24 protein-coding genes are annotated in these 23,030 nt (G+C 63.6%); 10 read left to right on the top strand and 14 right to left on the bottom strand.

Annotated elements, in window-relative coordinates:
• The first annotated feature begins 6 nt into the window (after positions 1-6).
• On the top strand, positions 7-558 hold the full coding sequence (locus BLW25_RS11430; protein WP_092899128.1) for a F0F1 ATP synthase subunit B': 552 nt from the start codon (positions 7-9) through the stop codon (positions 556-558).
• A gap of 4 nt (positions 559-562) precedes the next feature.
• Complete coding sequence (locus tag BLW25_RS11425; RefSeq protein WP_092899126.1) at positions 563-1,123, top strand: F0F1 ATP synthase subunit B; 561 nt, start codon at positions 563-565, stop codon at positions 1,121-1,123.
• An 80-nt stretch (positions 1,124-1,203) separates the two neighbouring features.
• On the opposite strand, the gene BLW25_RS11420 is transcribed toward BLW25_RS11425, so the two are convergent.
• The 6 genes from BLW25_RS11420 to BLW25_RS11400 all read right to left on the bottom strand — a co-directional run bounded on the left by BLW25_RS11420 (position 1,204) and on the right by BLW25_RS11400 (position 6,718).
• Positions 1,204-1,878, bottom strand: coding sequence for a phosphoribosylanthranilate isomerase (locus tag BLW25_RS11420; protein ID WP_092899125.1), 675 nt, complete (start codon positions 1,876-1,878; stop codon positions 1,204-1,206).
• Positions 1,875-2,237 (bottom strand): lipopolysaccharide assembly protein LapA domain-containing protein, encoded by a 363-nt coding sequence (locus tag BLW25_RS11415; RefSeq protein ID WP_092899123.1) that lies wholly within the window; start codon positions 2,235-2,237, stop codon positions 1,875-1,877. Before BLW25_RS11415 ends, BLW25_RS11420 begins: the two co-directional genes overlap by 4 nt.
• Before the next feature lie 99 nt (positions 2,238-2,336).
• Positions 2,337-2,618, bottom strand: coding sequence for an integration host factor subunit beta (gene ihfB, locus BLW25_RS11410; protein WP_092899121.1), 282 nt, complete (start codon positions 2,616-2,618; stop codon positions 2,337-2,339).
• 340 nt (positions 2,619-2,958) lie between these two features.
• Complete coding sequence (gene rpsA, locus BLW25_RS11405; RefSeq protein WP_290438707.1) at positions 2,959-4,659, bottom strand: 30S ribosomal protein S1; 1,701 nt, start codon at positions 4,657-4,659, stop codon at positions 2,959-2,961.
• 978 nt (positions 4,660-5,637) lie between these two features.
• Positions 5,638-5,790, bottom strand: a complete 153-nt coding sequence (locus BLW25_RS24370) for a hypothetical protein (RefSeq protein ID WP_171909533.1) — start codon at positions 5,788-5,790, stop codon at positions 5,638-5,640.
• Between the two features lie 313 nt (positions 5,791-6,103).
• Positions 6,104-6,718: a (d)CMP kinase gene (locus BLW25_RS11400; protein WP_092899117.1), complete on the bottom strand. Its 615-nt coding sequence runs from the start codon at positions 6,716-6,718 to the stop codon at positions 6,104-6,106.
• 135 nt (positions 6,719-6,853) lie between these two features.
• Between BLW25_RS11400 and trpB the strand changes: the two genes are divergently transcribed.
• Positions 6,854-8,086, top strand: a complete 1,233-nt coding sequence (trpB, locus tag BLW25_RS11395; RefSeq protein ID WP_092899115.1) for a tryptophan synthase subunit beta — start codon at positions 6,854-6,856, stop codon at positions 8,084-8,086.
• On the top strand, positions 8,083-8,418 hold the full coding sequence (locus BLW25_RS11390) for a lysozyme inhibitor LprI family protein (RefSeq protein WP_092899113.1): 336 nt from the start codon (positions 8,083-8,085) through the stop codon (positions 8,416-8,418). Before trpB ends, BLW25_RS11390 begins: the two co-directional genes overlap by 4 nt.
• Before the next feature lie 9 nt (positions 8,419-8,427).
• On the opposite strand, the gene BLW25_RS11385 is transcribed toward BLW25_RS11390, so the two are convergent.
• The 3 genes from BLW25_RS11385 to BLW25_RS11375 all read right to left on the bottom strand — a co-directional run bounded on the left by BLW25_RS11385 (position 8,428) and on the right by BLW25_RS11375 (position 10,514).
• Entirely contained in the window at positions 8,428-8,817 is a 390-nt protein-coding gene (locus tag BLW25_RS11385; RefSeq protein ID WP_092899111.1) for a group III truncated hemoglobin, read from the bottom strand.
• A 42-nt stretch (positions 8,818-8,859) separates the two neighbouring features.
• Positions 8,860-9,237 (bottom strand): DUF2237 family protein, encoded by a 378-nt coding sequence (locus tag BLW25_RS11380; RefSeq protein ID WP_092901948.1) that lies wholly within the window; start codon positions 9,235-9,237, stop codon positions 8,860-8,862.
• Between the two features lie 62 nt (positions 9,238-9,299).
• Entirely contained in the window at positions 9,300-10,514 is a 1,215-nt protein-coding gene (locus BLW25_RS11375) for an FAD-dependent oxidoreductase (protein WP_092901945.1), read from the bottom strand.
• Positions 10,515-10,731: 217 nt separating this feature from the next.
• Here BLW25_RS11375 and ileS point away from each other — a divergent pair, with 217 nt between their 5' ends.
• Both ileS and BLW25_RS11365 read left to right on the top strand, forming a co-directional pair.
• On the top strand, positions 10,732-13,671 hold the full coding sequence (gene ileS, locus BLW25_RS11370) for an isoleucine--tRNA ligase (protein WP_092899109.1): 2,940 nt from the start codon (positions 10,732-10,734) through the stop codon (positions 13,669-13,671).
• A 359-nt stretch (positions 13,672-14,030) separates the two neighbouring features.
• Positions 14,031-14,618 carry a hypothetical protein gene (locus BLW25_RS11365; RefSeq protein ID WP_092899107.1) on the top strand — a complete coding sequence of 196 codons (588 nt, stop codon included), beginning with the start codon at positions 14,031-14,033 and terminating at the stop codon, positions 14,616-14,618.
• Positions 14,619-14,733: 115 nt separating this feature from the next.
• Here the strand turns inward: BLW25_RS11365 and BLW25_RS11360 are convergent, their stop codons facing one another.
• Positions 14,734-14,937 carry a YjiS-like domain-containing protein gene (locus BLW25_RS11360; RefSeq protein ID WP_171909532.1) on the bottom strand — a complete coding sequence of 68 codons (204 nt, stop codon included), beginning with the start codon at positions 14,935-14,937 and terminating at the stop codon, positions 14,734-14,736.
• Between the two features lie 102 nt (positions 14,938-15,039).
• Between BLW25_RS11360 and BLW25_RS11355 the strand changes: the two genes are divergently transcribed.
• The 4 genes from BLW25_RS11355 to BLW25_RS11340 all read left to right on the top strand — a co-directional run bounded on the left by BLW25_RS11355 (position 15,040) and on the right by BLW25_RS11340 (position 18,009).
• Positions 15,040-15,969, top strand: a complete 930-nt coding sequence (locus BLW25_RS11355) for a LysR family transcriptional regulator (RefSeq protein WP_092899103.1) — start codon at positions 15,040-15,042, stop codon at positions 15,967-15,969.
• 87 nt (positions 15,970-16,056) lie between these two features.
• The gene (locus BLW25_RS11350) at positions 16,057-16,662 is read left to right on the top strand and encodes a DUF1176 domain-containing protein (protein WP_092899101.1); all 606 of its coding nucleotides are present in this window, start codon (positions 16,057-16,059) and stop codon (positions 16,660-16,662) included.
• On the top strand, positions 16,659-17,105 hold the full coding sequence (locus BLW25_RS11345) for a methylated-DNA--[protein]-cysteine S-methyltransferase (RefSeq protein WP_092899099.1): 447 nt from the start codon (positions 16,659-16,661) through the stop codon (positions 17,103-17,105). The genes BLW25_RS11350 and BLW25_RS11345 overlap by 4 nt, the downstream gene beginning before the upstream one ends.
• A 67-nt stretch (positions 17,106-17,172) precedes the next feature.
• Entirely contained in the window at positions 17,173-18,009 is an 837-nt protein-coding gene (locus BLW25_RS11340) for a DMT family transporter (protein ID WP_092899097.1), read from the top strand.
• A 145-nt stretch (positions 18,010-18,154) separates the two neighbouring features.
• On the opposite strand, the gene BLW25_RS11335 is transcribed toward BLW25_RS11340, so the two are convergent.
• The 4 genes from BLW25_RS11335 to BLW25_RS11320 form a co-directional block, all read right to left on the bottom strand.
• Positions 18,155-18,859, bottom strand: a complete 705-nt coding sequence (locus tag BLW25_RS11335; RefSeq protein ID WP_171909531.1) for a CDP-alcohol phosphatidyltransferase family protein — start codon at positions 18,857-18,859, stop codon at positions 18,155-18,157.
• A gap of 46 nt (positions 18,860-18,905) precedes the next feature.
• A complete protein-coding gene (locus tag BLW25_RS11330; RefSeq protein ID WP_092899095.1) occupies positions 18,906-19,868 on the bottom strand; it encodes a tyrosine recombinase XerC in 963 nt (320 codons plus the stop codon).
• Positions 19,865-20,575: a DUF484 family protein gene (locus BLW25_RS11325; RefSeq protein WP_092901939.1), complete on the bottom strand. Its 711-nt coding sequence runs from the start codon at positions 20,573-20,575 to the stop codon at positions 19,865-19,867. The genes BLW25_RS11330 and BLW25_RS11325 overlap by 4 nt, the downstream gene beginning before the upstream one ends.
• A 166-nt stretch (positions 20,576-20,741) precedes the next feature.
• The gene (locus BLW25_RS11320; RefSeq protein WP_092901936.1) at positions 20,742-22,931 is read right to left on the bottom strand and encodes a primosomal protein N'; all 2,190 of its coding nucleotides are present in this window, start codon (positions 22,929-22,931) and stop codon (positions 20,742-20,744) included.
• Positions 22,932-23,030: the final 99 nt, after the last annotated feature.

Here is a 23,030-nt window from a genome sequence, read left to right as displayed (position 1 = left end):
AGCAGAATGGCAACGGAAACCCACGGCGTTAACTGGCATGCAGAATGCCTTTATGACGCGGGCGGCGCCAAAGGGATGCCGCAGCTCTGCACCGACTGGATGCCCAACCAGATCTTCTGGCTTGCGGTCGCCCTGGTGGTGTTGTTCGTGATCCTCTCGCGCATTGCCCTGCCGCGCATCGGCGCGGTGCTGGCCGAGCGCAAGGGAACGATCACCAATGATCTCGCCGCGGCCGAAGAGCTGAAGCTCAAGGCGATCGAGGCCGAGAAAGCCTATAACGAGGCGCTGGCAACGGCCCGCACCGAGGCTGGAAAGATCGTCGCGGCGGCGAAGGCCGAAATCCAGAAAGACCTGGATGCGGCGACCGCGAAAGCCGATGTCGAGATCACCGCACGGGCAGCAGAGTCCGAGGCGAAGATTGCAGAGATCCGGGCCGGTGCGGAAGAGGCGGTTCAGGCCGTCGCGAAAGACACCGCGAAGGAACTGGTTGCAGCGCTTGGCGGTACCGCCGATGCGCGTTCGGTAACGGCGGCGATTGCTGCCCGGCTGAAAGGGTAAGGCGATGAAAAAACTTCTCATCACTGCCGCAGCCCTTGTAAGCGCCACGCCCGCACTTGCGGCGTCGGGCCCGTTCTTCTCGCTGGGCAATACGGACTTCATCGTCCTGATCGCCTTCCTGATCTTCGTCGGCATCCTGATCTATGCAGGTGTTCCGGGATTGCTCGGGCGGCTTCTCGATAAGCGTGCGGTCGCGATCAAGGCCGAGCTGGACGAGGCCAGGGCGCTGCGCGAAGAGGCCAAGTCGATCCTCGCTTCCTATGAGCGCAAGCAAAAGGAAGTGATCGAACAGTCGGACCGCATCGTGGCTTCGGCCAGGGATGAGGCCCGGGCCGCAGCCGACAAGGCGCGTGCGGATCTGGCCATCTCGATCGAGCGCAGGCTGAAGGCCGCCGAAGAGCAGATCGCTCTGGCAGAGCAGACCGCTGTTCGTCAGGTGCGTGAGCGCGCTGTGGCAGTTGCGGTTGCGGCGGCAGGCGACCTGCTGGCGAAGAACAGCAGCGAAGAATGGGCGGCAGCGTCGATTGAGGACGCGATTGCCCAGGTTGACGCCAAGCTGCACTGATCAGCGACACAGAATTGAAAAAGCCCCGGCGCGTCAGCTCCGGGGCTTTTTCATTGCCTGAACGCCCCACAGGCCGGCGGTCAGCGCAGTTTCGGGATCGCGGGCTCTGCCGGGCCAAGGGCCGCGCGGGCAAAGGCGCGGATCCTGTCGAGATCCTTGACGCCTGGCGCGCTTTCGACACCGGAAGATACATCGACCTGGCGCGCATTGGTCAGGCGGATCGCCTCGGAGACATTCTCCGGCGTCAGGCCGCCGGCCAGCATCCAGGGCTTCAGCCAGCGCCGCTGCGCCACCAGCCGCCAGTCAAAGCTCAGCCCGTTGCCGCCGGGCAGGGCGGTACCTTTCGGGGGCTTGGCATCGATCAGCAACTGATCGGCCACCAGCGCATAATCCATCAGCGGGGCCAGATCGCTCTCATCTGCCACGCCCACCGCCTTCATCACCGGCAGGCCGAACCGCGACCGGATCTCGGCCACACGCTCGGGCGTTTCGCTGCCATGGAGCTGCAGCATATCCAGCGGCACCTCCGCGAGGATGCTGTCGAGCAGGCTGTCATCGGCATCGACCACCAAAGCGACCTTGCAAAGGCCCTCAGGTGCGCTCAGCGCGGCCTCACGGGCCTCTGCCAGCGAGACATGGCGCGGCGATCTGGGAAAGAAAACAAAGCCCACATAGGCAGCTCCGGCGGCGGCGGCGGCTGTGACCTCGGCTGCATGGCGCAGGCCGCAGATCTTGACCCTGATGGGAGAGCTCACTTCCGGCCGTCCCCGGCAAGAATTGCAAGAACCTCGTCCCGGGGGGGCACGGAATTGCTGTCTTTCAGGACGGCGAGTTCCTTCTCAAGCCGCGCCACGGTTTTGGTCTGGACCTTTGCCGCCTGGCGCAGCCGCATCTCGCGCATCCATTCCCAGATGAAGCCGACCAGGATGCCGATGGCCACCGATCCGAGGATCACGACAAAGAGCGGCATCGACCAGCCGCCCGCGGTGCCGAGCATATTGCCGATGCCTTCGGGCAGGAGCCGCAGCTGCACCTGTCCGCGATTGGCCAGGGCAAGCGTCAGCAGCACGAGGCCGGTGAAACCGATGAAGATAAAGCGCAGGTAACGCAGCATGATCCGCTATCCGTCAGTCAGGAACCGGGCAGGCAAAACCTGCCCCTCGGGCCGGAATATCGGGCTTAACGCAGCGCTGTTCAACCCGGCTTGCGCCGATCAGCGGCCGTTGAGCCGGTCGCGCAGCAATTTGCCGGTCTTGAAGAAGGGGACGCGTTTGTCCTCGACTTCAACGGCCTCGCCGGTGCGCGGGTTGCGGCCGGTGCGGGCGTCCCGCTCTTTGACCGAGAAGGCACCGAAGCCGCGCAATTCGACCCGGTCTCCGCGCGACAGCGCTTCGATGATCTCTTCGAAAACCGTATTCACGATCCGCTCAACATGGCGTTGGGTCAGATGCGGGTTCTCGTCTGCGATCTTCTGGATCAGTTCCGAGCGGATCATCCGGTCACTCCCCTTCGCGACATTGTTTCGGCCAGGATGTGGCAGTCTGCCCCGGCGCGTCTGTGATCATAAAAGCAGAAAATCCGGATGAGGCAAATGAAAACAAGCACCTGGCCGCGATGAGATCCGGTGACCCGGTGCTGAAAAGCCGCTTGACGGTCTGATTGAGCCCTTTGTCGACCCGTGGCAGCACCCGGATCCGGTCTGTGGCAGCGCTGACCTGCGAATCAGGGGCGCGCAAAAGAAAAAGGCCGGGGAGGATTTCCCCGGCCTTTCCTGTCTTACTCTGTCCAGGGCTGTGACGCCGCCAATTGGTTCTGGCGGCGCTTCAACCTTTGGCTCAGCGGTCGCCCTTCAGCGCGGCGCCGAGGATGTCGCCGAGCGAAGCGCCCGAATCCGAGGAACCGTATTGCTGAACAGCTTCCTGCTCTTCGGCGATCTCGCGTGCCTTGATCGACAGGCCCAGCTTGCGGGTCTTCGAATCGACATTGGTCACGCGCACATCGACCTTGTCGCCCACCGAGAAGCGCTCGGGGCGCTGGTCGGCGCGGTCACGTGCAAGGTCCGAACGACGGATGAAGTTCTTCATGCCGTTGTAATCGACCTCGACGCCGCCTTCTTCGATGGCGGTGATGGTCACGGTGATGATCGAACCGCGCTTCACGCCGTCAACAGCTTCCGAGAAGGTGTCTTCGCCCAGAGCCTTGATCGAGAGCGAGATACGCTCTTTGTCGATGTCGACTTCGGAAACCGCTGCCTTGACGATGTCGCCCTTGCGGTATTCCTGGATAGCCTCTTCGCCGCGCTTGTCCCAGGACAGGTCGGAGAGGTGAACCATGCCGTCGATGTCGTTGTCGAGGCCAACGAACAGACCGAATTCGGTGATGTTCTTGACTTCGCCTTCGATGGTCGAGCCAACCGGGTGGGTCTCAGCAAACACTTCCCACGGATTGCGCATGGTCTGCTTGAGGCCGAGGGAAACGCGACGCTTGGCCGAGTCGATCTCGAGAACCATGACTTCGACTTCCTGCGAGGTCGAAACGATCTTGCCGGGATGCACGTTCTTTTTGGTCCAGGACATTTCCGAGACGTGAACGAGACCCTCGACACCGGCTTCCAGCTCCACGAAGGCGCCGTAATCGGTGATGTTGGTGACGCGGCCTTTGTGGACCGACGAGATCGGATAGGCTTTTTCCACCGCATCCCACGGATCGTTCTGGAGCTGCTTCATGCCCAGGCTGATACGGTGGGTTTCTTTGTTGATCTTGATGACCTGGACCTTGATGGTCTCGCCGATCGACAGGATCTCCGACGGGTGGTTCACACGGCGCCATGCCATGTCGGTGACGTGCAGCAGGCCGTCAACGCCGCCGAGGTCAACGAAGGCACCATATTCGGTGATGTTCTTGACCACGCCGTCCACAACCTGACCTTCATGCAGGTTGCCGATGACTTCTGCGCGCTGTTCGGCACGGCTCTCTTCGAGGATCGCACGACGCGACACCACGATATTGCCACGACGACGATCCATTTTCAGGATCTGGAACGGCTGCTTCATACCCATCAGCGGGCCGGCATCGCGCACCGGGCGCACGTCGACCTGCGAACCCGGAAGGAAGGCAACAGCGCCGCCCAGGTCCACGGTGAAGCCGCCTTTGACGCGACCGAAGATCGCGCCTTCGACGCGGATCTCGTCAGCATAGGCTTTCTCAAGACGATCCCAGGCTTCTTCGCGGCGGGCTTTCTCGCGCGAGATGACAGCTTCGCCACGGGCATTCTCGACGCGGTCCAGATAGACTTCGACGGTGTCGCCAACATTGATCGACGGAGCTTCGCCGGGATTGGCGAATTCTTTCAGATCGACGCGGCCTTCCATTTTATAGCCGACATCGATGATGGCCTGGCCCGCTTCGATTGCGATGACCTTGCCTTTGACGACAGTACCCTCGTCGGGGGTGTCAATTTCGAAGCTTTCCGCAAGAAGGGCTTCGAATTCGTCCATAGCGTTTTTAGCGCACATAAGTTGTTGTTTCCTTTTGATGGTTTTCTGGCCATGCGGTTGGCTCCGCCGGTCTTTGGTGGCCCTGTGGGGAAAAGCGCAGCTGTCCGGGTGAAACCGGGACGATACGACTTTCTCACGGGATGCGGCCCTATAGCCGGAATAGGCGGCCGGGGCAAGGAAAAGCGCCCTGAATCCCCGACAGGTCCCCGTGAAATCCGCGTGTTTCAGCCGGTCGGCGCAGGCCGGCCCGCGAAAGCATTGCCCACCGGGAAGGATCGGCCCGCGCGTGACCGCGGGTGAGGCTGACGGGCATGGGCTGGTGCAGGGCCCCGGGCGGGGCTTTCCATGAAAGGACAGTGCCGCATCATCGCGGCGATCATCCCGGTGGCGACCCGGTTTCTGACCTGACAATGATCGCCAATGCCCTTAGCGCCTTTGCACGCAGATCGGTCACCCTGAGCCCGGCCACCCCGTCGCGCTCATAGTGTTGGCGCACGACGTTCCTGCAGGCGGCGAGGATGACCAGTGCCGCATTGAGGCTGGGCCGCCGGACCGGAAAAGACCCCCGGCGGCAGTGAATGCCGGGTGCCGCGGACCGTGCAAGCGCGCTCCTGGCGCTGACAGGCTGGCTGTGATCGCTGCCGGTCACAGCCAGCTCGCGAAATGCTCTATATCGGGGTCGGTCCCCCTTACGTCTTCGGCAAGGGGCTAAAGCGAGGCCGCGCGCGTCAAAGCCGGTCAGCAGCGTCAGACCGGACGGCGTGGCGCGCAAGACCTGATTGCTCCGGGCTGGCAGCGCCGGGGGCGAAAACCGGGTTGCCAGAGCCGATATGGCTCAACCCGGTCGCGCCACGGGCATCGCTAACCCCGATTCCGGCCAGGATTCTGATTGCAAGCCGATCGGGTGCCGGTCCGGAAAAGCGCGGTCATCACCACTGCCTCCTGCGCGTCGGAAAGAAGCACCGGAAAGGGCAGAATGTCGGTCAGGATCCCCGGTCCCCGAACGACAGCAGGCGCTTACACATCGCGTCGCTCCGACAGAGGGGCATCACCGCCTTCGGTACCGGAGATCATGGCCATCCGCTCTTCAGGCAGCTTCATCGCGAAAAGCCTGATATACTCCGCAACCCGCCCGAATACGCCCTGGTCCGAGGCGAAGAAATCGCGCATGCCGATCAGTTCTGTCGCTGCCCATTGCGGGAGATGACCGCGCGTATCGATTCCCGGCGGGATCGCTTTAAAGATCGGGCCCCGATTTAACCGGCAAAGTCGCGGCCTCGCCGCCAAAGGCGATGCCGAACCTCTGCCCGCGAATCCGGGAAATATCGCACAACAAAAGGCATTGCGGCCTGAAGATCTCTGGAACAGGGGCATCGGTTCTGGAAATCATCTTCCCCCATCCGGAGAAATCCAGGGGCTGCCAGGGAGCATGATCCGCACGCGCCTTGCCGGTCAGCTGCCCTGCCTTTCAGCCGCTCCCCTTTTACCCGAGGCCGCGCACTGTCAGGGCTGCCGCCACAAGATCGCTCGCCGCGGCCACGGCCTCGTCAACCGTCAGCGAACCGGTATCGAGCAACACCGCATCTGCCGCCGGCCGCAAAGGGGCCTCGGCGCGGTCCCGGTCGCGCAGGTCACGCTCCTCGACCTCAGCCAGCACCGCAGCAAGGCTCTTCGCCGCCGCCTCGCCGCCGATCTCAAGCCAGCGCCGCCGCGCCCGGATTTGCGCGCTGGCGGTCACAAAAAGCTTCACCTCGGCCCCCGGGCAGATCACCGTGCCAATATCGCGCCCGTCCAGCACCGCACCACCCTCGCGCCGGGCAAAATCGCGCTGAAACTCCAGAAGCGCCGCGCGCACTTCGGGGATAACTGCGACCCGACTCGCCGCCTGACCCGCTTCAAGGCTGCGCAGATCATCGCGCGCCAGATCCGCCGCGCTCAGCCCCCGCGCCGCCGCCACCGGATCGCCGCCTCTGAGGCCCACCGCCCGGTACAGCGCCCCGGTATCCAGATGCGCAAAGCCGAACCGCTCCGCCACCGCCCGGCTGATCGTGCCCTTGCCCGCCGCCGCCGGCCCGTCAATTGCCACTGTAAAGATCACCAGACGCTCCTGAAGCCAATTTCATCTGTCTATAAATATCCCGGGGGTGAGCCGCAACGCGGCGAGGGGGCAGGGCCCCCTTTTCCCCGCGCGCCAAGGGCGCTACACCAGCAAAGACAGCACGAGGGGAACACCATGGCCGATGACGGTATCAACAGCTTCATGACCGGCCCGGACGAGCGCGGCCGCTTCGGCATCCATGGCGGGCGTTTCGTTTCGGAAACCTTGATGCCGCTGATCCTCGATCTCGAAGCCGAATATGAACGCGCGAGAACCGACCAGAGCTTCTGGGACGAGATGGCCGATCTGTGGAAATACTATGTCGGTCGCCCGAGCCCGCTTTATTACGCGCCGCGCCTTACCGAGCATCTCGGCGGCGCGAAAATCTATCTCAAGCGCGAAGAGCTGAACCATACCGGCTCGCATAAGATCAACAATGTGCTGGGCCAGATCCTGCTTGCGCGGCGCATGGGCAAAAAGCGCATCATCGCCGAGACCGGCGCCGGCCAGCATGGCGTGGCGACCGCGACCGTCTGCGCGCGGTTCGGCCTGAAATGCGTGGTCTATATGGGCGCCCATGATGTCGAACGCCAGGCCCCGAACGTCTTCCGCATGCGGCTTCTGGGGGCCGAGGTCGTCCCGGTCACGTCCGGTCGCGGCACGCTGAAAGACGCGATGAATGACGCCCTGCGCGACTGGGTCACCAATGTGCGCGACACCTTCTACTGCATCGGCACGGTTGCCGGCCCGCATCCCTATCCGGCCATGGTCCGCGATTTCCAGTCGATCATCGGCAAAGAAACCCGCGAGCAGTTGCAGGAACAGGAAGGCGAGGGCCGCCTGCCCGACACCGTCATCGCGGCCATCGGCGGCGGCTCGAACGCGATGGGCCTCTTCCATCCTTTCCTCGACGATCCGTCGGTGAAGATCATCGGCGTCGAAGCCGGCGGCAAGGGCGTGGATGAGCGGATGCAGCATTGCGCCAGCCTTACCGGCGGCCGCCCCGGCGTGCTGCATGGCAACCGCACCTATCTGTTGCAGGATGAGGACGGTCAGATCCTCGAAGGGTTCTCGATCTCGGCCGGCCTCGATTATCCCGGTATCGGGCCGGAACATTCCTGGCTCCACGATGTCGGTCGCGCCGAATATGTCTCGGTCACCGATGACGAGGCGCTCGCGGCGTTCCAGCTTCTGTGCCAGACCGAAGGCATCATCCCGGCGCTCGAGCCCAGCCATGCCCTGGCCCATGTGACGAAATACGCGCCTGGCCTGCCGAAGGACCATATCATCGTGGTCAATCTCTCGGGGCGCGGCGACAAGGACATCTTCACCGTCGCCCGCCATCTCGGTGTCGAGATCCAGGGGTGAGGCGCGCGCTGTCGCTTGCCATTCTGCTGTCGCTGCCGCTCCCGGCGGCGGCGGCCAGTTTCGATTGTAGCCTCGCAGGACTCAGCCCGAATGAGCGCGCGATCTGCGACAATCGTGACCTGAATGACGCCGATGTGGAAATGGCGACGCTGCTGAAATTTCTGACCGGGCTTTTTGCCATGGGGTATCGGGGCGAGATCCTCGATGATCAGGCGGCCTGGTTGCGGCAGCGCATGGCCTGTGAGGCCGATATCACCTGTATCCGTGCCGCTTATGCCAAACGCATCGGGGCGTTGCAGGCGATCTATGACGGGATCGACCGACCGCTCTGAACGTGCGCTCTATTTCAGTTTTGGGATGCCGCCATGTTCCTGCAGGCCGAGGCTGAGCCCCCTCCCGATCCGATGCGCAAGCGCCGACCAGGCGCGGGCGGTTTCCTGTGGCAGGCGCCGGGCGAGTACCTCGTCAAAAAGCTTCAGCCAGGGGATGAACATGCCGGCACGGACATTGCCCGCTGCTTTATGGACGGCCATCGGATTGCCATCATAGCCCCGCTCCATCAGGATCGCATTGCGCCAGAAGGCGACGATCTTTTCCTCATGCTCCGGCCAGTCTTTTACATGGGCACCGAAGACCGGACCAAGCACCGGATGCGCCCGGACCTCCCGGTAGAAGTCATGAACCACGCCACGCAGCTCAATGTCGGAAATAGGAAAGCGGGCGAGGGTCATAGAGCAGGCTTTCGGGCTGAAATGTTCGATAAGTGAAAGCGCTCAGGCTTCCCCATCACTCGCATACAGCTTCAGAACCTCCAGCGGAACCAGGTCGAGTGTCGCATGATGCGTCGCCTTGAGGCGCAGCTTCGGCGCCGCGCCCTCGTCATGTGCCTGGGCAAAGCGGCTGGCACAGAGGCACCACTGATCCCCCGGCTTCAAACCCTGAAAGCCGAATTCCGGGCGGGGTGTCGAGAGGTCATTGCCGAGATATTTCGACAAAGCAAGGAATTCTGCCGTCATCTCGGCGCAGACCGTGTGCCGCCCCTGATCGCCCGGCCCGGAATTGCAGCAGCCATCGCGGAAGAAACCGGTGAGCGGGCGGGTCGAACAGACTTCCAGCGGGCCGCCCAGCACATTGATCGACGGGTATTTCATCACATGCTCCCTTTCGCGGCCCAGCCTGCTGAAAGCGCCCGGCCGGGTCAAGGGGAGGCAGATCAGGGCCAGCGTTTCGAGGCCAGAGGCGGTACGAGATGCCCAGCCACCAGCCGCGTCAATATCTGCGGCACCGGTGGCACCAGCGAGATCCGGGCCAGAAACAGGTCCCGGATCTGAGGCAGCAGCCGGCTGTCCGACTGATAGGCTGGTGTCAGGAACAGGCTGAACAGCTGGTAGATCCGCACATGCCAGCGCCGCATCCTGGCATAGGCGGCGGGCGCATCATCGAGATCACCGCGCAGCGCCTCGCGCAGGGCCAGAGCATCGAGCAGCGCCATATTCGCTCCCTGGCCAAGCTGCGGGCTGGCGCGATGCGCACTGTCGCCGATAAAGACCAGCCCCGGCGCATAAGGCCGGCTCAGCGTGCCATGGCTGTAGAGCGCTGTCGTCATCTGGCCGGCATGATCCAGGCCAGTCAGGAAGGGCTGCATCTCGGGCCAGAAGGCGCTGGCCTCGGCCTTCCAGGCTTGGAAACGTGCCTCACCCCAGCCCGCCAGATCCGCACGCGGCATCGACCAGAAGACAGCGGCGCGGGCGCCCGCCTCGCGGGGCAGGCGGCCGATGGGCATCAGACCGGCCATGCGGCTTGCGCGAAAGTAACGCTGGCGCAGCTGATCCTGGCCCTGATCAGATCCTTCGGGCCAGGGCACATGCGTCCAGATTGCGCCATAGCCAAGCTCCCCCGCCTTTAAAGGCGACAGCGCCGAACCCGCGCCGGAGGCATCGATCACCAGGTCAAAACCGCCGATCTCGCCGCTATCCGAGACCAGCATCCGCCGGCCCTGGCGCAGCGGTGCCTCTCGCACCGTCTCGCCGGTGATCAGTGTGACAGGAGAGACCTCCATCGCCTGCCAGAGCACATGGAAGAGGCTTGCGCGATGCATCGCACAGGCCGGATCTGTCGCCGGGTAATGCACATCAAGCGCGACGCGGCTGCGCGTGGCGCCTGAAAGCTGGTCGACTGACCAGCCCCGCATCCGCCGGAGCGGCGCCCCGAGGGCTCGGGCCGCATTGCCCTGACCCAGCTCATCCAGCACGGCCAGGCCCACCGGCTGCACTACCAGCCCCGAGCCCAGCGGGCGTGGCGTCGCAAACCGCTCGACCAGCGTGACCCGGTGGCCGTCGCGCGCAAGCAGGCTTGCCGCCGCCAGCCCGCCCATGCCGGCGCCCACCACCGCGATCTCAAGCGCTTTTGCCGTGCTTTTCCCCGTCATCATCCTCACCCAGGCTCTGGACCAGGTCCCGGCCCGCGACTATAAGCCGACCCCATGTCGTATTCTTTTGCGATCCTCGCCCGGACCCCGGGTGTCCGAATTAGCGGCCCGGCGCGCTGAACACCAGCACGCCGGGAGATTTCGCGCGGACCAATCCTGCTGCGTGACGCGCAGGCAAGGGGCGCCCCAAAGCCAACATTCCAGAGGACCGCATCCGATGTGCGCCGAAACCACCGCTGAAACGGGTGTCGACTACCGCGACACCGTATTCCTTCCCGAGACCGATTTCCCGATGCGCGGCGACCTGCCGAAGCGCGAGCCCGAATGGCTGGCCCGCTGGGCGCGGCTTGATGTCTATAACCGCCTGCGCGCGAAACCGGGCCGCCCGTCTTTTGTGCTGCATGACGGCCCGCCCTATGCGAATGGCCATCTTCATATCGGCCATGCGCTGAACAAGACCATCAAGGACATCATCACGCGCTCGCATCAGATGATGGGCCATGACGCGCGCTATGTGCCGGGCTGGGATTGCCACGGTCTGCCGATTGAATGGAAAATCGAAGAGCAATACCGCGCCAAAGGGCTGAACAAGGACGATGTGAGCACCGTCGATTTCCGCCAGGAATGCCGCCGCTTTGCCGAGGGCTGGGTTGATGTCCAGCGCGAGGAATTCAAGCGGCTCGGTGTCTATGGCAACTGGGAAGATCCCTATCTTACAATGGCTTATCATGCCGAGGCGGTGATCGCCCAGGATTTCATGAAGCTTTTGATGAACGGCTCGCTCTATCAGGGGTCAAAGCCCGTCATGTGGTCGCCGGTCGAGAAAACCGCTCTGGCCGAGGCTGAGATCGAATATCACGACCATACGAGCCACACGGTCTGGGTGCGGTTCCGCCCTGCATCCGCAGCAAGCTTCCCGGAGCTGGATGGCTGCATCAATACCGAGCTGCTGAATGCCTCGGTGGTGATCTGGACCACCACGCCCTGGACGATCCCGCAAAACCGCGCAGTCGCTTACGGGCCGGAGATCGCTTACGGGCTTTACCGTGTCGATGCCGCAGATGAGAAGTCGACGGCCGTGGTCGGAGAGACCCTGGTGCTGGCCGATGCGCTGGCCGAAGGCGTTAAGGCTGCGGCAAAGGTCGAGGCCTGGACCCGTCTGCGCGATGTGAAAGCGTCGGAATTCGAAGGCGTGATCCTGCGCCACCCCTATCACGGGGTTGAGGGCGCGAATGGCGAATGGGATTATGACGTTCCCATGCTGCCGGGCGACCATGTCACCGATGATGCGGGCACCGGCTTTGTCCATACTGCGCCGAGCCATGGCGATGACGACTATCAGATGGGCGTCAGGTTCAGGCTGCCGATGACCTATAACGTCACCGAAGACAGCTCGTATCGCGCCGATCTGCCGCTGTTCGCGGGCCAGCACATCATTCTTGCCGATGGCAAGGAAGGCCCGGCCAATGTCTCGAATATCAAGCAGATGGCCTATGCGGGCGCGCTGCTGGCCAAGGGCAAGGTCAAGCATTCCTACCCGCATTCCTGGCGCTCCAAAGCGCCGGTGATCTTCCGCAACACGCCGCAATGGTTCGCCGCCATCGACGAAAAGCTGAATGACGGCTTTGGCGAGTTCGGCGATACGATCCGCAAACGCGCCCTGACCTCGATCGAGGATCTGGTGGAGTTCACCCCGGTTTCGGGCAAGAACCGCCTGCATTCGATGATCGAGCACCGTCCGGACTGGGTGCTGTCGCGTCAGCGCGCCTGGGGTGTGCCGCTGACCTGTTTCACCAAGAAAGGCGCGAAACCGACCGATCCGGATTTCCTGTTGCGCAATGAAACCGTCAACAGCCGCATCTTCGACGCCTTTGAGAAAGACGGCGCCGATGTCTGGTATGTGGAAGGGTTCAAAGAAAAAGCCCTCGAAGGCGTGGTCAATCCGGCGGATTATGACCAGGTCTTTGATGTGCTCGATGTCTGGTTCGATTCTGGCTCGACCCATGCTTTCGTGTTGCGTGACCGCGCCGACGGCACCGATGACGGCATCGCCGATGTCTATATGGAAGGCACCGACCAGCATCGCGGCTGGTTCCATTCGTCTTTGTTGCAGGCCTCGGCCACGCGTGGTCGCGCGCCTTACCGCAATGTGGTGACGCATGGCTTCACGCTGGATGAGAAGGGCATGAAAATGTCCAAATCCATCGGCAACACGGTCGCGCCGCAAGAGATCATCGCCGAATATGGCGCCGATATCCTGCGGCTCTGGGTGGCGCAGACCGATTACACGCTGGATCAGCGGATCGGGCCGAAGATCATCAAAGGCACCGCCGACAGCTATCGCCGGCTGAGGAATACCCTGCGTTTCATGCTGGGCGCATTGTCCGGCTTCCAGGAGACCGAGCGCCTCGACGCGGCGGAAATGCCCGAGCTGGAGCAATGGGTGCTGCACCGCCTCGCCGAACTTGATGCAGAAGTGCGGCGCGAATACCGTGCCTTCAACTTTGCGGGCGTGTTCCAGACGCTCTTCAACTTTGCGACCGTCGACCTTTCGGCCTTCTATTTCGACATCCGCAAGGATGCGCTTTATTGCGACGCGCCCGACAGTATCCGCCGCCGGGCCGCGCGCACGGTGCTGGATCTTTTGTTCCAGCGCCTGACGACGTGGCTCGCGCCGATCCTGCCCTTCACGATGGAAGATGTCTGGCTCGCGCGCCATCCGGGCGAGGACAGCTCTGTCCATCTCGAGGATTTCTTCGAGACACCGGCAGGCTGGAAAAACGATGCCCTCGCCGCGAAATGGGATGGGATCCGCGCTGCCCGCCGCGTCGTGACGGGTGCGCTGGAAGTGGAGCGTACCGCCAAGGTGATCGGTGCCAGCCTTGAGGCGAAGCCGGTGGTCCATGTCGCGGATACGGCGATGCTGGCGGCGCTGAATTCGGTCGCCTTTGCTGATATCTGCATCACCAGTGGCATCCACGTGACCGATGCCGCCGCGCCGGACGGGGCTTTCACCCTGGCCGATGCACCGGCGGTGAAAGTGGTCTTTGCCCCGGCGGAAGGCGCGAAATGCCAGCGCTGCTGGCAGATCCTGCCCGATGTCGGAAGCCACAAACATCCCGAGACCTGCGCGCGCTGTAACAGCGTCCTGGGCTGACATAAGCCCCCGGGCACCAGAAAGGCCGCATCGCAGGATGCGGCCTTTCTCTGTTTCGGGCGGCCCCCACCCATGCAGATCAGCGGAATGGGGCGAGCCAGGTGGCAAAAGCCGTGGCCGCCGACAATCCGGCCAGATCCCTGAAGAAGGCCAGTTGCCCGGCTCAGTGTAAATCCATCAGCCCGTCCGGTAACAGGCGTCGGAACAGCCGCTACAGAACGTTCAGGAGCAAAAAGAACCCGGGGCGCGACGGGCGACCTGACGTCTTTGGTCGCGGGATTACCTTAGTTTGTTCCGATTTCGGCCAGGATCAGGGTGTCTGTGAACGGATCAGTTCCACAGCCAGAGGGGCAAGGCCCATGAATATGCAGGTCAGCGATATTGCCGGGCGTCAGTCTCTCGACCTTTCGCGGCTGTTCTTTGGCGATGTGCTGCTGGTCGGGCTCGCCCTGATTGCCGGGCAACAGTCGCCCCGGATGCGCGTGGTATCCGTCACCGACCGCCAGCCGATCCGCGCGCGCGAAAGCTTCAGTGCCGAATATCAGGAAGTGCCCTCAAGGCCGCAGCAAAGACGCAGCACGCAGAAGGTGAAGGGCGAGATCTTCGGCGATGATGTCACCTTTAAGATGGCCACCGGGCCGTCGCGGATGTTCAAAGTGCCGTTGCCGGATGCGAGGAAGGCCGGTGCCCAGGCCATCCGCATGCAGCTGCCGCAGCTGATTGCATTGTTTTACCGCGACCAGGTCGAGGGGATGCGCGATTCACTTTACACGCTGACCGCAAAGCGCGGTTTCCTCGCCATGTCGCCCGAGATCGAATTTCAGATCGGTGAGGATCTGTTCCGGATCGACCGCAACCGCGCCACTGTGACCCGTGCGGGCGAGACAATGATCGACCTCAGCCGGGAAGAGCTGCATCAGAATGCGGCGGAAGCCGGCTATATCTGATCGGCACCCCCTTTCCCGCAGCGCCGGAAGGGAATGAAAAAGACGCCAGCGGCAATCGCTGGCGTCAGAGTTTTCGTCACCGACAGGAGACGATCAGAAAGCTTGCGGTCAAAACTCAGGCGGCGCGTTTCGCACCAAGCCAGAGCGGCAGGAGAACCTGCGCATTGGCGGCGCCGGTATCGGGCGCCAGGCCCTCATGCATGGCCATCAGATCGCCACGGGTCAGGCCGATATCGTCCAGCAGCCGGTCATCCGCGCGATTAAGCAGGAACGCGGTAGAGCGGCGCATCTGCATCTGCGATTTCAGACGGGTGAACATTTCAGCCTCCTTGGAATTACCCCACCTGTATCGCTCCGGTTTTGACATTTCACAAACGAATAGATTTAATGGGTTTCATGATTTTCATTTATAGGTCTGGCGATGCCGCACCCTCATCTTGAAAGTGATCTGATGCGCGGCTTTCTCGCCGTGGCCGAGGCCGGCTCGGTGACGCTTGCGGCGGCGCGGCTGGGCCGGACGCAATCGGCCGTCAGCCTGTTGATCCGGCGGCTGGAGGACAATCTTGGCCAGCCCTTGTTCCAGCGGCTTGCGCGCGGCGTCAGTCTGACGGCGCGGGGCGAACAGCTCTTGCCCTATGCGCAGCGTGTGGTGGCATTGCTGGATGAGGCAACGCTGGCATTGCGGGAAAAACCGCTGACCGGGCCGGTCCGGGTGGGCATTCCGGATGAATATTCCGGCACCATCCTGCCGCGCGCGCTTGCCGCCTTTGACGAACGCCATGAGGGGCTGCAGGTCTCGGTCCTGTGCGACCATTCCGAAAAGCAGCTGGAGGCGCTGGAGGAGGACCGGCTGGACATCGCGGTGATCCATGACACCAGTTATTTCCAGGAAGGCGAGCTTCTGGCAATCGACCCGACGGTCTGGGTGACCTCGATGACCCATATGCAGCACCTCAGAAGCCCGCTGCCGGTCTCGGTCTATATCGAAAGCTCCTGGTGTCGCGAATTTGCCGAAGCGGCGCTGAACCACCAGGGGCTGCGCTGGCGGCGGGCCTGGTATTGCGATGTGGCCAGCGGCATGCGCAATGCGGTGACGAATGGCATGGCGATCTCGCCGCTGTCGCGGTCGACGATCCCGGTCGGATGCCGCGAACTGACGGTGGAAGAGGGGTTCCCGGCGATTGATTCGGCGCGGGTGCTGCTGCGGCGCAATCCACGGGGCGGCTCGGCGGCGATCGAAGGCATGGCGGCGGTCCTGCGCGAGGCGTTCCGGCCCCTCGCCATGGCGCGCGCCCCGGGCACCGAAGAAAAGATCGCGCCGGAGCGCAGCGTGCTGGCGCCCCGCTGCTGATCCAAGCCGTCCTCCGGATCGGGCAGCGCGCGGCGCTTGGCAGCGGGGGGCCGACGTGCCAGTCTCGCATGTGAAGGAGACCCTCTGATGCGAAAGATCCTGTTTCCGCTGCTGCTGGCGACGGCCAGCCCGGCCTTCTCCCAGGCGGCGCTGCCGGAGGATGCCATCGCCATTGCGGCTTTTTCAGTGACCTTCGCCGAAGAATGCACCGGGGCGTTTTCCGAAGATGGCCGGCTGCTCAAGCCCCCGAAGCGGTTCGAGGTCGAAAGCCCCGGCAGCTGGGGCGATCCGATCCCGAGGGTGGTCTGGGAGTTTCAATGCGATATCTACGCCTATAATATCTCGCAGGTCTTCATGATCTCCTCCGATCAGGGCGGAGCGATTCCAGTGGGCCTGACCCGGCCAACACTGAAGATCGAATATGACGAGGAGGCCGCGGCGCCCGGCGAGGCGGATAGCGTGGTGAGCCTTTTGGAAATCAATGGCTGGAGTGCGGATCTGCTGGCGATCAATGCCGGTTTCGATCCTCAAACGCTGCAGATTTCCTCCCATACCTTCTGGCGCGGGATCGGGGATGCCTCGGATGCCGGGATCTGGCGGCTGCAGGATGCCGCCTTCCGGCTGGTGCGCTATGAGGTGGATGCCAGCTATGATGGCGAGAGCAATCCCGTCACCCTGGTGAATTTCGAATGAAGAATATTTGCCTAACTCCCTTTGGGCCGGTCTCCTTGCGCGATGATGGCCAGCAGATCACCGCATTGGTCTGGGGCGAGGGCGAGGCCGGGGCAAGCGCGCTGCAACGCGAGGGGATCGCGCAGCTCTCGGCCTGGTTCGAACGCCGGCTGGTGCGGTTTGACCTGCCGCTTGACTGGGGCAGGGGGCTGCATGAAAAGGTCCGCCGCGCGATGGTGGCGATCCCGCAGGGCGAGACCCGCACCTATGGCGAGATCGCGAAGCTCACAGGCGCGCCCGCACAGGCTGTGGGCCAGGCCTGCGGCGCCAATCCGATCCCGATCATCATCCCCTGCCACCGGGTGCTGGGCGCAAAGACGCTGGGAGGCTTTTCCGCCCCGGGCGGTGTCGAGACCAAGGTGGCACTGTTGCGGTTCGAGGGAGCGGCAGGGCTTCTGATATGAGCCCGCTTGCCGCCGCCGCCGCCGCGTGCCAGAGATCGGCGTAACGGAACTGTAACGGTTTTTTATCGTGACCTTTGGCGTCTTTCTCGCTGTCATGGCAGCGGCCTTCCTCCATGCGCTGTGGAATGCGCTGATCAAGCTGGGCACCTCAAAGATCGGTGCGATGGTGGTTCTGTCGGTGATGGAAGTGCCGATCGGCCTTGGCGTTGCCTTTTTCATGGGGCCGATCAACCCGGCGGCAATCCCCTGGGTGATCGCTGCGGGGATCACGCATTTCGCCTATAAGTACTTTCTCAGCTATGCCTATGAGCGCGGGGATCTGAGCCGGGTCTACCCGATTGCGCGCGGCGCGGCGCCGATGCTGGTGACGGTGGCGGGGGTATTCCTGCTGACCGATGTGATGAGCTCGCGTCAGTATCTCGCCATTGCGGTGCTGGCGGCGGGGATCCTGATGATGGCGCGGGGCGTGTTCGCAAGCGACGAGAACCGCAAGCTTGTGCCCTTCGCGCTCGGCTCTGCACTGGCGACGGCCTGCTATACGCTGATCGACGGCCAGGGCGCGAGGATTTCGGGCAATGCCGTGTCCTATATCGCCTGGGTTTTCGTGGCGGATGGGCTGATTTTCTCGCTGGGAATGCTGGCCATGCGCGGCCGCAAAGTGGTGCCGTTGGGCTTTCAGGCCTGGAAGATGGGAACGATCGGTGCCGCCGCGAGCTTCGGCGCCTATGCGATTGCGGTCTGGGCCATGACCATTGCCCCCATCGCGCTGGTGGCGGCGCTGCGCGAAACCTCGATCCTGTTCGCGGTGCTGATCGGCTGGCTGGTCTTTGGCGAGCGGATGAGCCGGGAAAAGGCTGCGGCGGCGCTTGTAATTGTGGCCGGCGTGATCCTGACAAGGGTGTAAGGGAGGGGGCCAGCCCCCTCCGGCCCTTGCAGGGCCTTACCCCCGGGATATTTATGGACAGATGAAATAATCAGAAAAGCAGATTTCATCTGTCTCTAAATATCCCCGCCGGAGGCTCCCACCGCCAGGCCAGAGAGAGACCGGTCTATCTGACGCGGCGAATTCCCTCGGGAATGATCTGCTGCAGGATACCTGCAAGGGCGAGATAGAGCGAGGTCACGATCAGCCCCCAATGGGCGAGGCTGCCTTCCGCGAAATCCATCCAGGCCGCCCAGGCGGCAAAGACGATCCACGCGACCGAGACCGGCAGCGAGACATTGCGCCAGCGTTTGGTCCGGGTCGGGTGGATGAATTTCAGATTGGTGAACATGGTCACCGTCAGCGCGATCACGAGGGCCAGGATCACCCCTTGCGAGGGCGCGACCGCAAACAGCACCAGCACGACCATATTCCAGCAGGCGGGAAAGCCCGCAAAGCTTTTGTCGCGGGTCTTCATCCTTGTATCGGCGAAATAGACCACCGAGCCGAAGACGATCACGATGATCGCGATCCAGCCCGTCCAGCCGGTCAGCAGCCCCGATTTGAACAGGGCATAGGCCGGGATGAACACATAGGTCAGATAATCGACGATCAGATCCATCAGGACGCCGTCATAGGTCGGCCAGTTTTTCTGCACATCGAATTTGCGCGCCAGCGGCCCGTCGATCCCGTCGACAATCAAAGCGACGACGAGCCAGAGGAACATCAGGCTCCATTTGGCCTCGACCGCAGCCAGCATTGCCAGCATTGACAGCACCGCGCCAGAGGCGGTCAGCAGATGAACGGAAAGGGCTTTATAGCGGTCTGACATCACAAACTCATGAAGCAATAGCACCGAAAATGCAATCTCCGGCGGGTCAGGAAACCCCCCGTTGCGGCGAAGAATGCGCACGGGGATGCGCGGCTGCATAGACATCCATCAGCCGCGCGGCGTCAACCGCCGTATAGGCTTCGGTGGTCGAAAGCGAGGCATGGCCCAGCAATTCCTGGATCGAACGCAGGTCTCCACCCGCCGAAAGGAGGTGAGTGGCGAAGCTGTGGCGCATAGCGTGGGGCGTGGCGGTTGCGGGAAGGCCAAGCTGCAGCCGCGTCTGTTCCATCGCTTTCTGGATCAGCCGCGGGTTCAGCGCACCACCGCGGGCGCCCCGGAAAAGCGCGTCTGCCCCGGTGATCTGAAAGGGACAGAGCCGGACATATTCGGCCACCGCCGCCCGCGCTGCCGGAAGCACCGGCACAAGCCGCGTTTTGCCGCCCTTGCCGGTGATCCTGAGCATATCGGGCAGCGGCTGGTCGGCGCCTGTCAGCGACAATGCTTCGGAAATCCTGAGGCCGCAGCCGTAAAGCAGCGTCACCACCGCCATATCGCGGGCCTGTTGCCAGTCGGTCCGCGCCTGTAACGAGACGGTTTCGATCATCCCGAGCGCCTGGGCCTCGCTGAGCGGTCTCGGCAGGCGGCGGCGGAATTTCGGGCCCCGCGCCGAGAGGATCACGGTTGCCTCGCCCAGCCCCTCCTGTCGTTCGGTCAGCCAGCGCGCGAAGCTGCGCACCGAAGACAGTGCCCGCGCCAGCGAGCGCGCCGAGAGCCCGCGTCCGCGCTCATGGGCCATCCAGGCCCTCAGGTCGGACTGGCTCATGCCGGCAATGGTTGCCGGCCCGGCCGGCTCGCCGTGATGCGCGGCGAGAAAGCCCATCCAGTTCACCACATCATGGCGATAGGCGATGATCGTGTGACCGGAGGCATTGCCCAGTGCCGAGAGCCCGGCCAGCCAGTCGCTCAGCGCTGCCCGCATCTGTGGTGTCAGCGCGGTGAGATCGTTCATGACAGGAACCGGCGCATGGAGCGCTCGAAAACCCCCGCGAAGAAGGCCAGGAGATCGGTGCCCTGGGTCGGGCGGAACTGATGCGGGTCTTCTGCGCCAAGCGCCAGCATCCCCGGCAGCCGGCCCTGGCCGAAATCGAGCTGCAAGAGCGCCTCGGAACGGATAAAGCCGTGGCCGCCATAGATGCGGTCGCACCCGGCCTGTACCTGGGCGGACACGGGGCGCAGCGTCACACTGCGCGAGGCGGTCTTGCGGCCTGCGGCGATATAGCCGCCGGTAAAGCCGGGCTCGGCAATCAGCAGCACATTTTCCAGCCGGGACAGTGCCTGATCTTCGGCCTGTTCGCCGCCGCCTGCACTTTCCAGCACCAGCCGCACCCGGTCGACGCGCAAAGTCGCCGCGACCTCCCCCGAGAGACCGGCGAGAAACCCGGCGAAATCCGGCGGATCGAGCATCTGCAGAATGGCGCGGTGGATCTGATTGGTGCCGGCAAGGTTCTCATACGCGGCGGAAATCACTGAGCGATGGGTGTCTTCCAGCCGCTCCAGCCTTGTCTCCAGACGCTGCATGGCAATGCCGCGCAGGTCAATAACATTGGAGCCCATCGCCCGCTCATTTGCCGCGACCAGGGCATTCATGAGGTCGCGGTCATCCAGCAGATTTTCCGGCTCCGCAAGGATGCGGTCGCGCAAGTCAGGTTCGATCATTGAAAGCTGCTCGGTGTTTTTTTCGTTGTTCGGGGCCAAATATAGCAAAAAAGGGAAAGGCTGAGGAAGTATTTCCTTTCACCCCGGCGCATACCGCCCTGCGCGTGGCATATCTGCCTCCGGCAATCCCCCTCGAAGCAGTTTGAACAGCGCCGCCTTCGCAGGGTTACAGAAAGCTCTGCGGGTCGATGTCGATGGCGAGGCGGATGCCCTTCGGCTGCCGGGTCTGTCTGAGCCAGGCCGCAATCGCATTTTGCAGCGCTGCGCTTTTCGGGGCGCGGATCAGCAGGCGGACACGGTGGCGGCCGCGGACGCGGGCAATGGGGGCGGGGGCCGGGCCGAGCACTTCGCCCCCCACCTGGCGGATCGGGCCGTCGGCGCGGGCGAGATCGGCACCGAAATCAAAGAGCGGCTGCAGATCGGGGCCGGAGAGGATGATGCCGGCAAAGCGGCCGAAGGGCGGCGCGTTTGCCTGACGGCGCTCATCGGCCTCGGCCCGCCAGAAGGATTCTTCATCGCCGCCGAGAATGGCGCGGATCACCGGATGTTCGGGCTGATGGGTCTGCAGCCAGGCCTCACCCGGTTTCTCGGCGCGTCCCGCGCGCCCCGCCACCTGGCGCATCAGCTGGAAAGTGCGTTCGGCCGCGCGCAGATCGGACCCTTGCAGCCCGAGATCGGCGTCGATCACCCCAACAAGCGTCAGATGCGGGAAATTATGCCCCTTTGCCACGATCTGCGTGCCGATGATGATATCGGCGCCGCCCGCCGCGATCTCTTCGATCTGAGCCTTCAGCGCCCGGGCCGAGCCGAAAAGGTCCGAAGACAAGACCGCCACCCGTGCTTCGGAGAAGCGCGCGATGACCTCTTCGGCCAGCCTCTCTACACCGGGGCCTATTGCCGCCATCCGGCCTTCGACGCCGCAGGACGGGCAACTTTCCGGCACCGGTCTGGTCGCGCCGCATTGATGGCAGACGAGGCGTTTGAGGAAACGGTGCTCGACCATTCGCGCGTCACACTGGTCGCAGCCGACCTGCTGGCCACAGGCGCGGCAGAGCGTCACCGGCGCAAATCCCCGCCGGTTGATGAATAAGAGCGCCTGTTCGCCCGCCTTGACCCGCGCCTCGACACCCTTTGCCAGCGCCTCCGACATCCAGCGATCCGCCGGCAGTTTCTCGCTTCGCATGTCGATGGCGCGCATCGCGGGCATCTCGGCCGCCCCGAAGCGCGAGGTCAGATCCAGCCGCAGGTAGCGGCCCTGGTCGGCATTGACCCAGCTTTCGAGCGAGGGCGTCGCAGAGGCCAGCACCACCGGGCAATGGGTGATCGAGGCCCTGAGAACCGCCATGTCGCGGGCATTATATAGCGCGCCCTCTTCCTGTTTGTAGGAACTGTCATGTTCTTCATCGACCACGATCAGCGCCAGATCCTGAAAGGGCAGGAACAGCGCCGAGCGCGCGCCCACCACCAGCCCGACATCGCCGGTGCCGGCCATTTTCCACAGGCGGCGGCGCTCGGTTTGCGTCACGCCGGAATGCCATTCTCCGGGGCGGGCGCCGAAACGGGCCTCGACGCGGGCCAGAAAATCGGCGGTCAGCGCAATTTCGGGGAGAAGAACCAGCGCCTGGCGGCCCCGGCGCAAGGCCTCGGCCACGGCTTCGAGATAGACTTCGGTTTTGCCGGACCCGGTGACGCCTTTCAGCAGGACCGGCTGGAAATCATCCTTGCCGACCATCTCGCGCAGCGCCTCGCCGGCGGCGATCTGGTCGCCTGAAAGCCGCCCGGGCCGCAGCGCATCCAGCTTCGGATAGGGCAGATCGCGCGGTGCCTCTTCCTCGGAAATCACCCCGAGCTTCACCAGCCCCTTGACGACCGAGGCCGAGACCGAGGCGGCTTCTGCCAGCTCGCCTGGCAGAACCGAGGCGCCGCCGAACTGGCGCAGCGCTTCGATCACGCGGTGGCGCGCATCGGTCAGCTGGTTCGGCACCGGCCCGCTCAACCGCAACACCTTGCGCATCGAGGGCGGGTCCGTCAGCCCCGGCGCGCGCGTCGCAAGCCTGAGCATCGAGGGCAGCCAGGTCATGGTATAGTCGGCGGATCGTGTCAGGAACTGGCGCAGTTCGGCCCGCATTGGCGGCACATCAAGAACCTGCCGGATATCGCGCAGCTTGGCGCGGTCGAAATCGCCAAGCCCCGGCCCCCAGACCACGCCCAGCACCCGGCGTGGGCCCAGCGGCACCTCGACGAAATCGCCGGTGCCGCAGCCGCCCTCCGGCGCGCGGTAATCCAGAAACGGCCCGAGCGGCTCGGTGGTCAGCACCGTCACCGTCTCGCCCGCCTCGAAAACCCGTTCTGCCATCATTTCCGTTAGCGCTCACATTTCCGGGGCCGGACCCTCTTTCGTCCAGGGCCGCTTTGCGGTAATAGCTCTCCCGACCCCCTTTCTCCACCCACCTGG

The sequence above is a fragment of the Rhodobacter sp. 24-YEA-8 genome, from assembly GCF_900105075.1.
Lineage (GTDB): Bacteria > Pseudomonadota > Alphaproteobacteria > Rhodobacterales > Rhodobacteraceae > Pseudogemmobacter.
The sequence above is the reverse complement of the archived record's forward strand: the minus strand, read 5'-3'. Positions and strand labels throughout refer to the sequence as shown.

Coding starts and splice junctions, on each gene's coding strand:
- BLW25_RS11325 (WP_092901939.1), bottom strand. CDS start 20,575: ATGATCGAACCTGACTTGCGCGACCGCATCCTTGCGGAGCCGGAAAAT.
- BLW25_RS11375 (WP_092901945.1), bottom strand. CDS start 10,514: ATGACGGGGAAAAGCACGGCAAAAGCGCTTGAGATCGCGGTGGTGGGC.
- BLW25_RS11430 (WP_092899128.1), top strand. CDS start 7: ATGGCAACGGAAACCCACGGCGTTAACTGGCATGCAGAATGCCTTTAT.
- BLW25_RS11355 (WP_092899103.1), top strand. CDS start 15,040: ATGCCGCACCCTCATCTTGAAAGTGATCTGATGCGCGGCTTTCTCGCC.
- ileS (WP_092899109.1), top strand. CDS start 10,732: ATGTGCGCCGAAACCACCGCTGAAACGGGTGTCGACTACCGCGACACC.
- BLW25_RS11425 (WP_092899126.1), top strand. CDS start 563: ATGAAAAAACTTCTCATCACTGCCGCAGCCCTTGTAAGCGCCACGCCC.
- BLW25_RS11330 (WP_092899095.1), bottom strand. CDS start 19,868: ATGAACGATCTCACCGCGCTGACACCACAGATGCGGGCAGCGCTGAGC.
- BLW25_RS24370 (WP_171909533.1), bottom strand. CDS start 5,790: ATGCGCGATTTCTTCGCCTCGGACCAGGGCGTATTCGGGCGGGTTGCG.
- BLW25_RS11380 (WP_092901948.1), bottom strand. CDS start 9,237: ATGAAATACCCGTCGATCAATGTGCTGGGCGGCCCGCTGGAAGTCTGT.
- BLW25_RS11365 (WP_092899107.1), top strand. CDS start 14,031: ATGAATATGCAGGTCAGCGATATTGCCGGGCGTCAGTCTCTCGACCTT.
- BLW25_RS11360 (WP_171909532.1), bottom strand. CDS start 14,937: ATGTTCACCCGTCTGAAATCGCAGATGCAGATGCGCCGCTCTACCGCG.
- BLW25_RS11415 (WP_092899123.1), bottom strand. CDS start 2,237: ATGCTGCGTTACCTGCGCTTTATCTTCATCGGTTTCACCGGCCTCGTG.
- trpB (WP_092899115.1), top strand. CDS start 6,854: ATGGCCGATGACGGTATCAACAGCTTCATGACCGGCCCGGACGAGCGC.
- BLW25_RS11345 (WP_092899099.1), top strand. CDS start 16,659: ATGAAGAATATTTGCCTAACTCCCTTTGGGCCGGTCTCCTTGCGCGAT.
- ihfB (WP_092899121.1), bottom strand. CDS start 2,618: ATGATCCGCTCGGAACTGATCCAGAAGATCGCAGACGAGAACCCGCAT.
- BLW25_RS11320 (WP_092901936.1), bottom strand. CDS start 22,931: ATGGCAGAACGGGTTTTCGAGGCGGGCGAGACGGTGACGGTGCTGACC.
- BLW25_RS11385 (WP_092899111.1), bottom strand. CDS start 8,817: ATGACCCTCGCCCGCTTTCCTATTTCCGACATTGAGCTGCGTGGCGTG.
- BLW25_RS11350 (WP_092899101.1), top strand. CDS start 16,057: ATGCGAAAGATCCTGTTTCCGCTGCTGCTGGCGACGGCCAGCCCGGCC.
- BLW25_RS11335 (WP_171909531.1), bottom strand. CDS start 18,859: ATGTCAGACCGCTATAAAGCCCTTTCCGTTCATCTGCTGACCGCCTCT.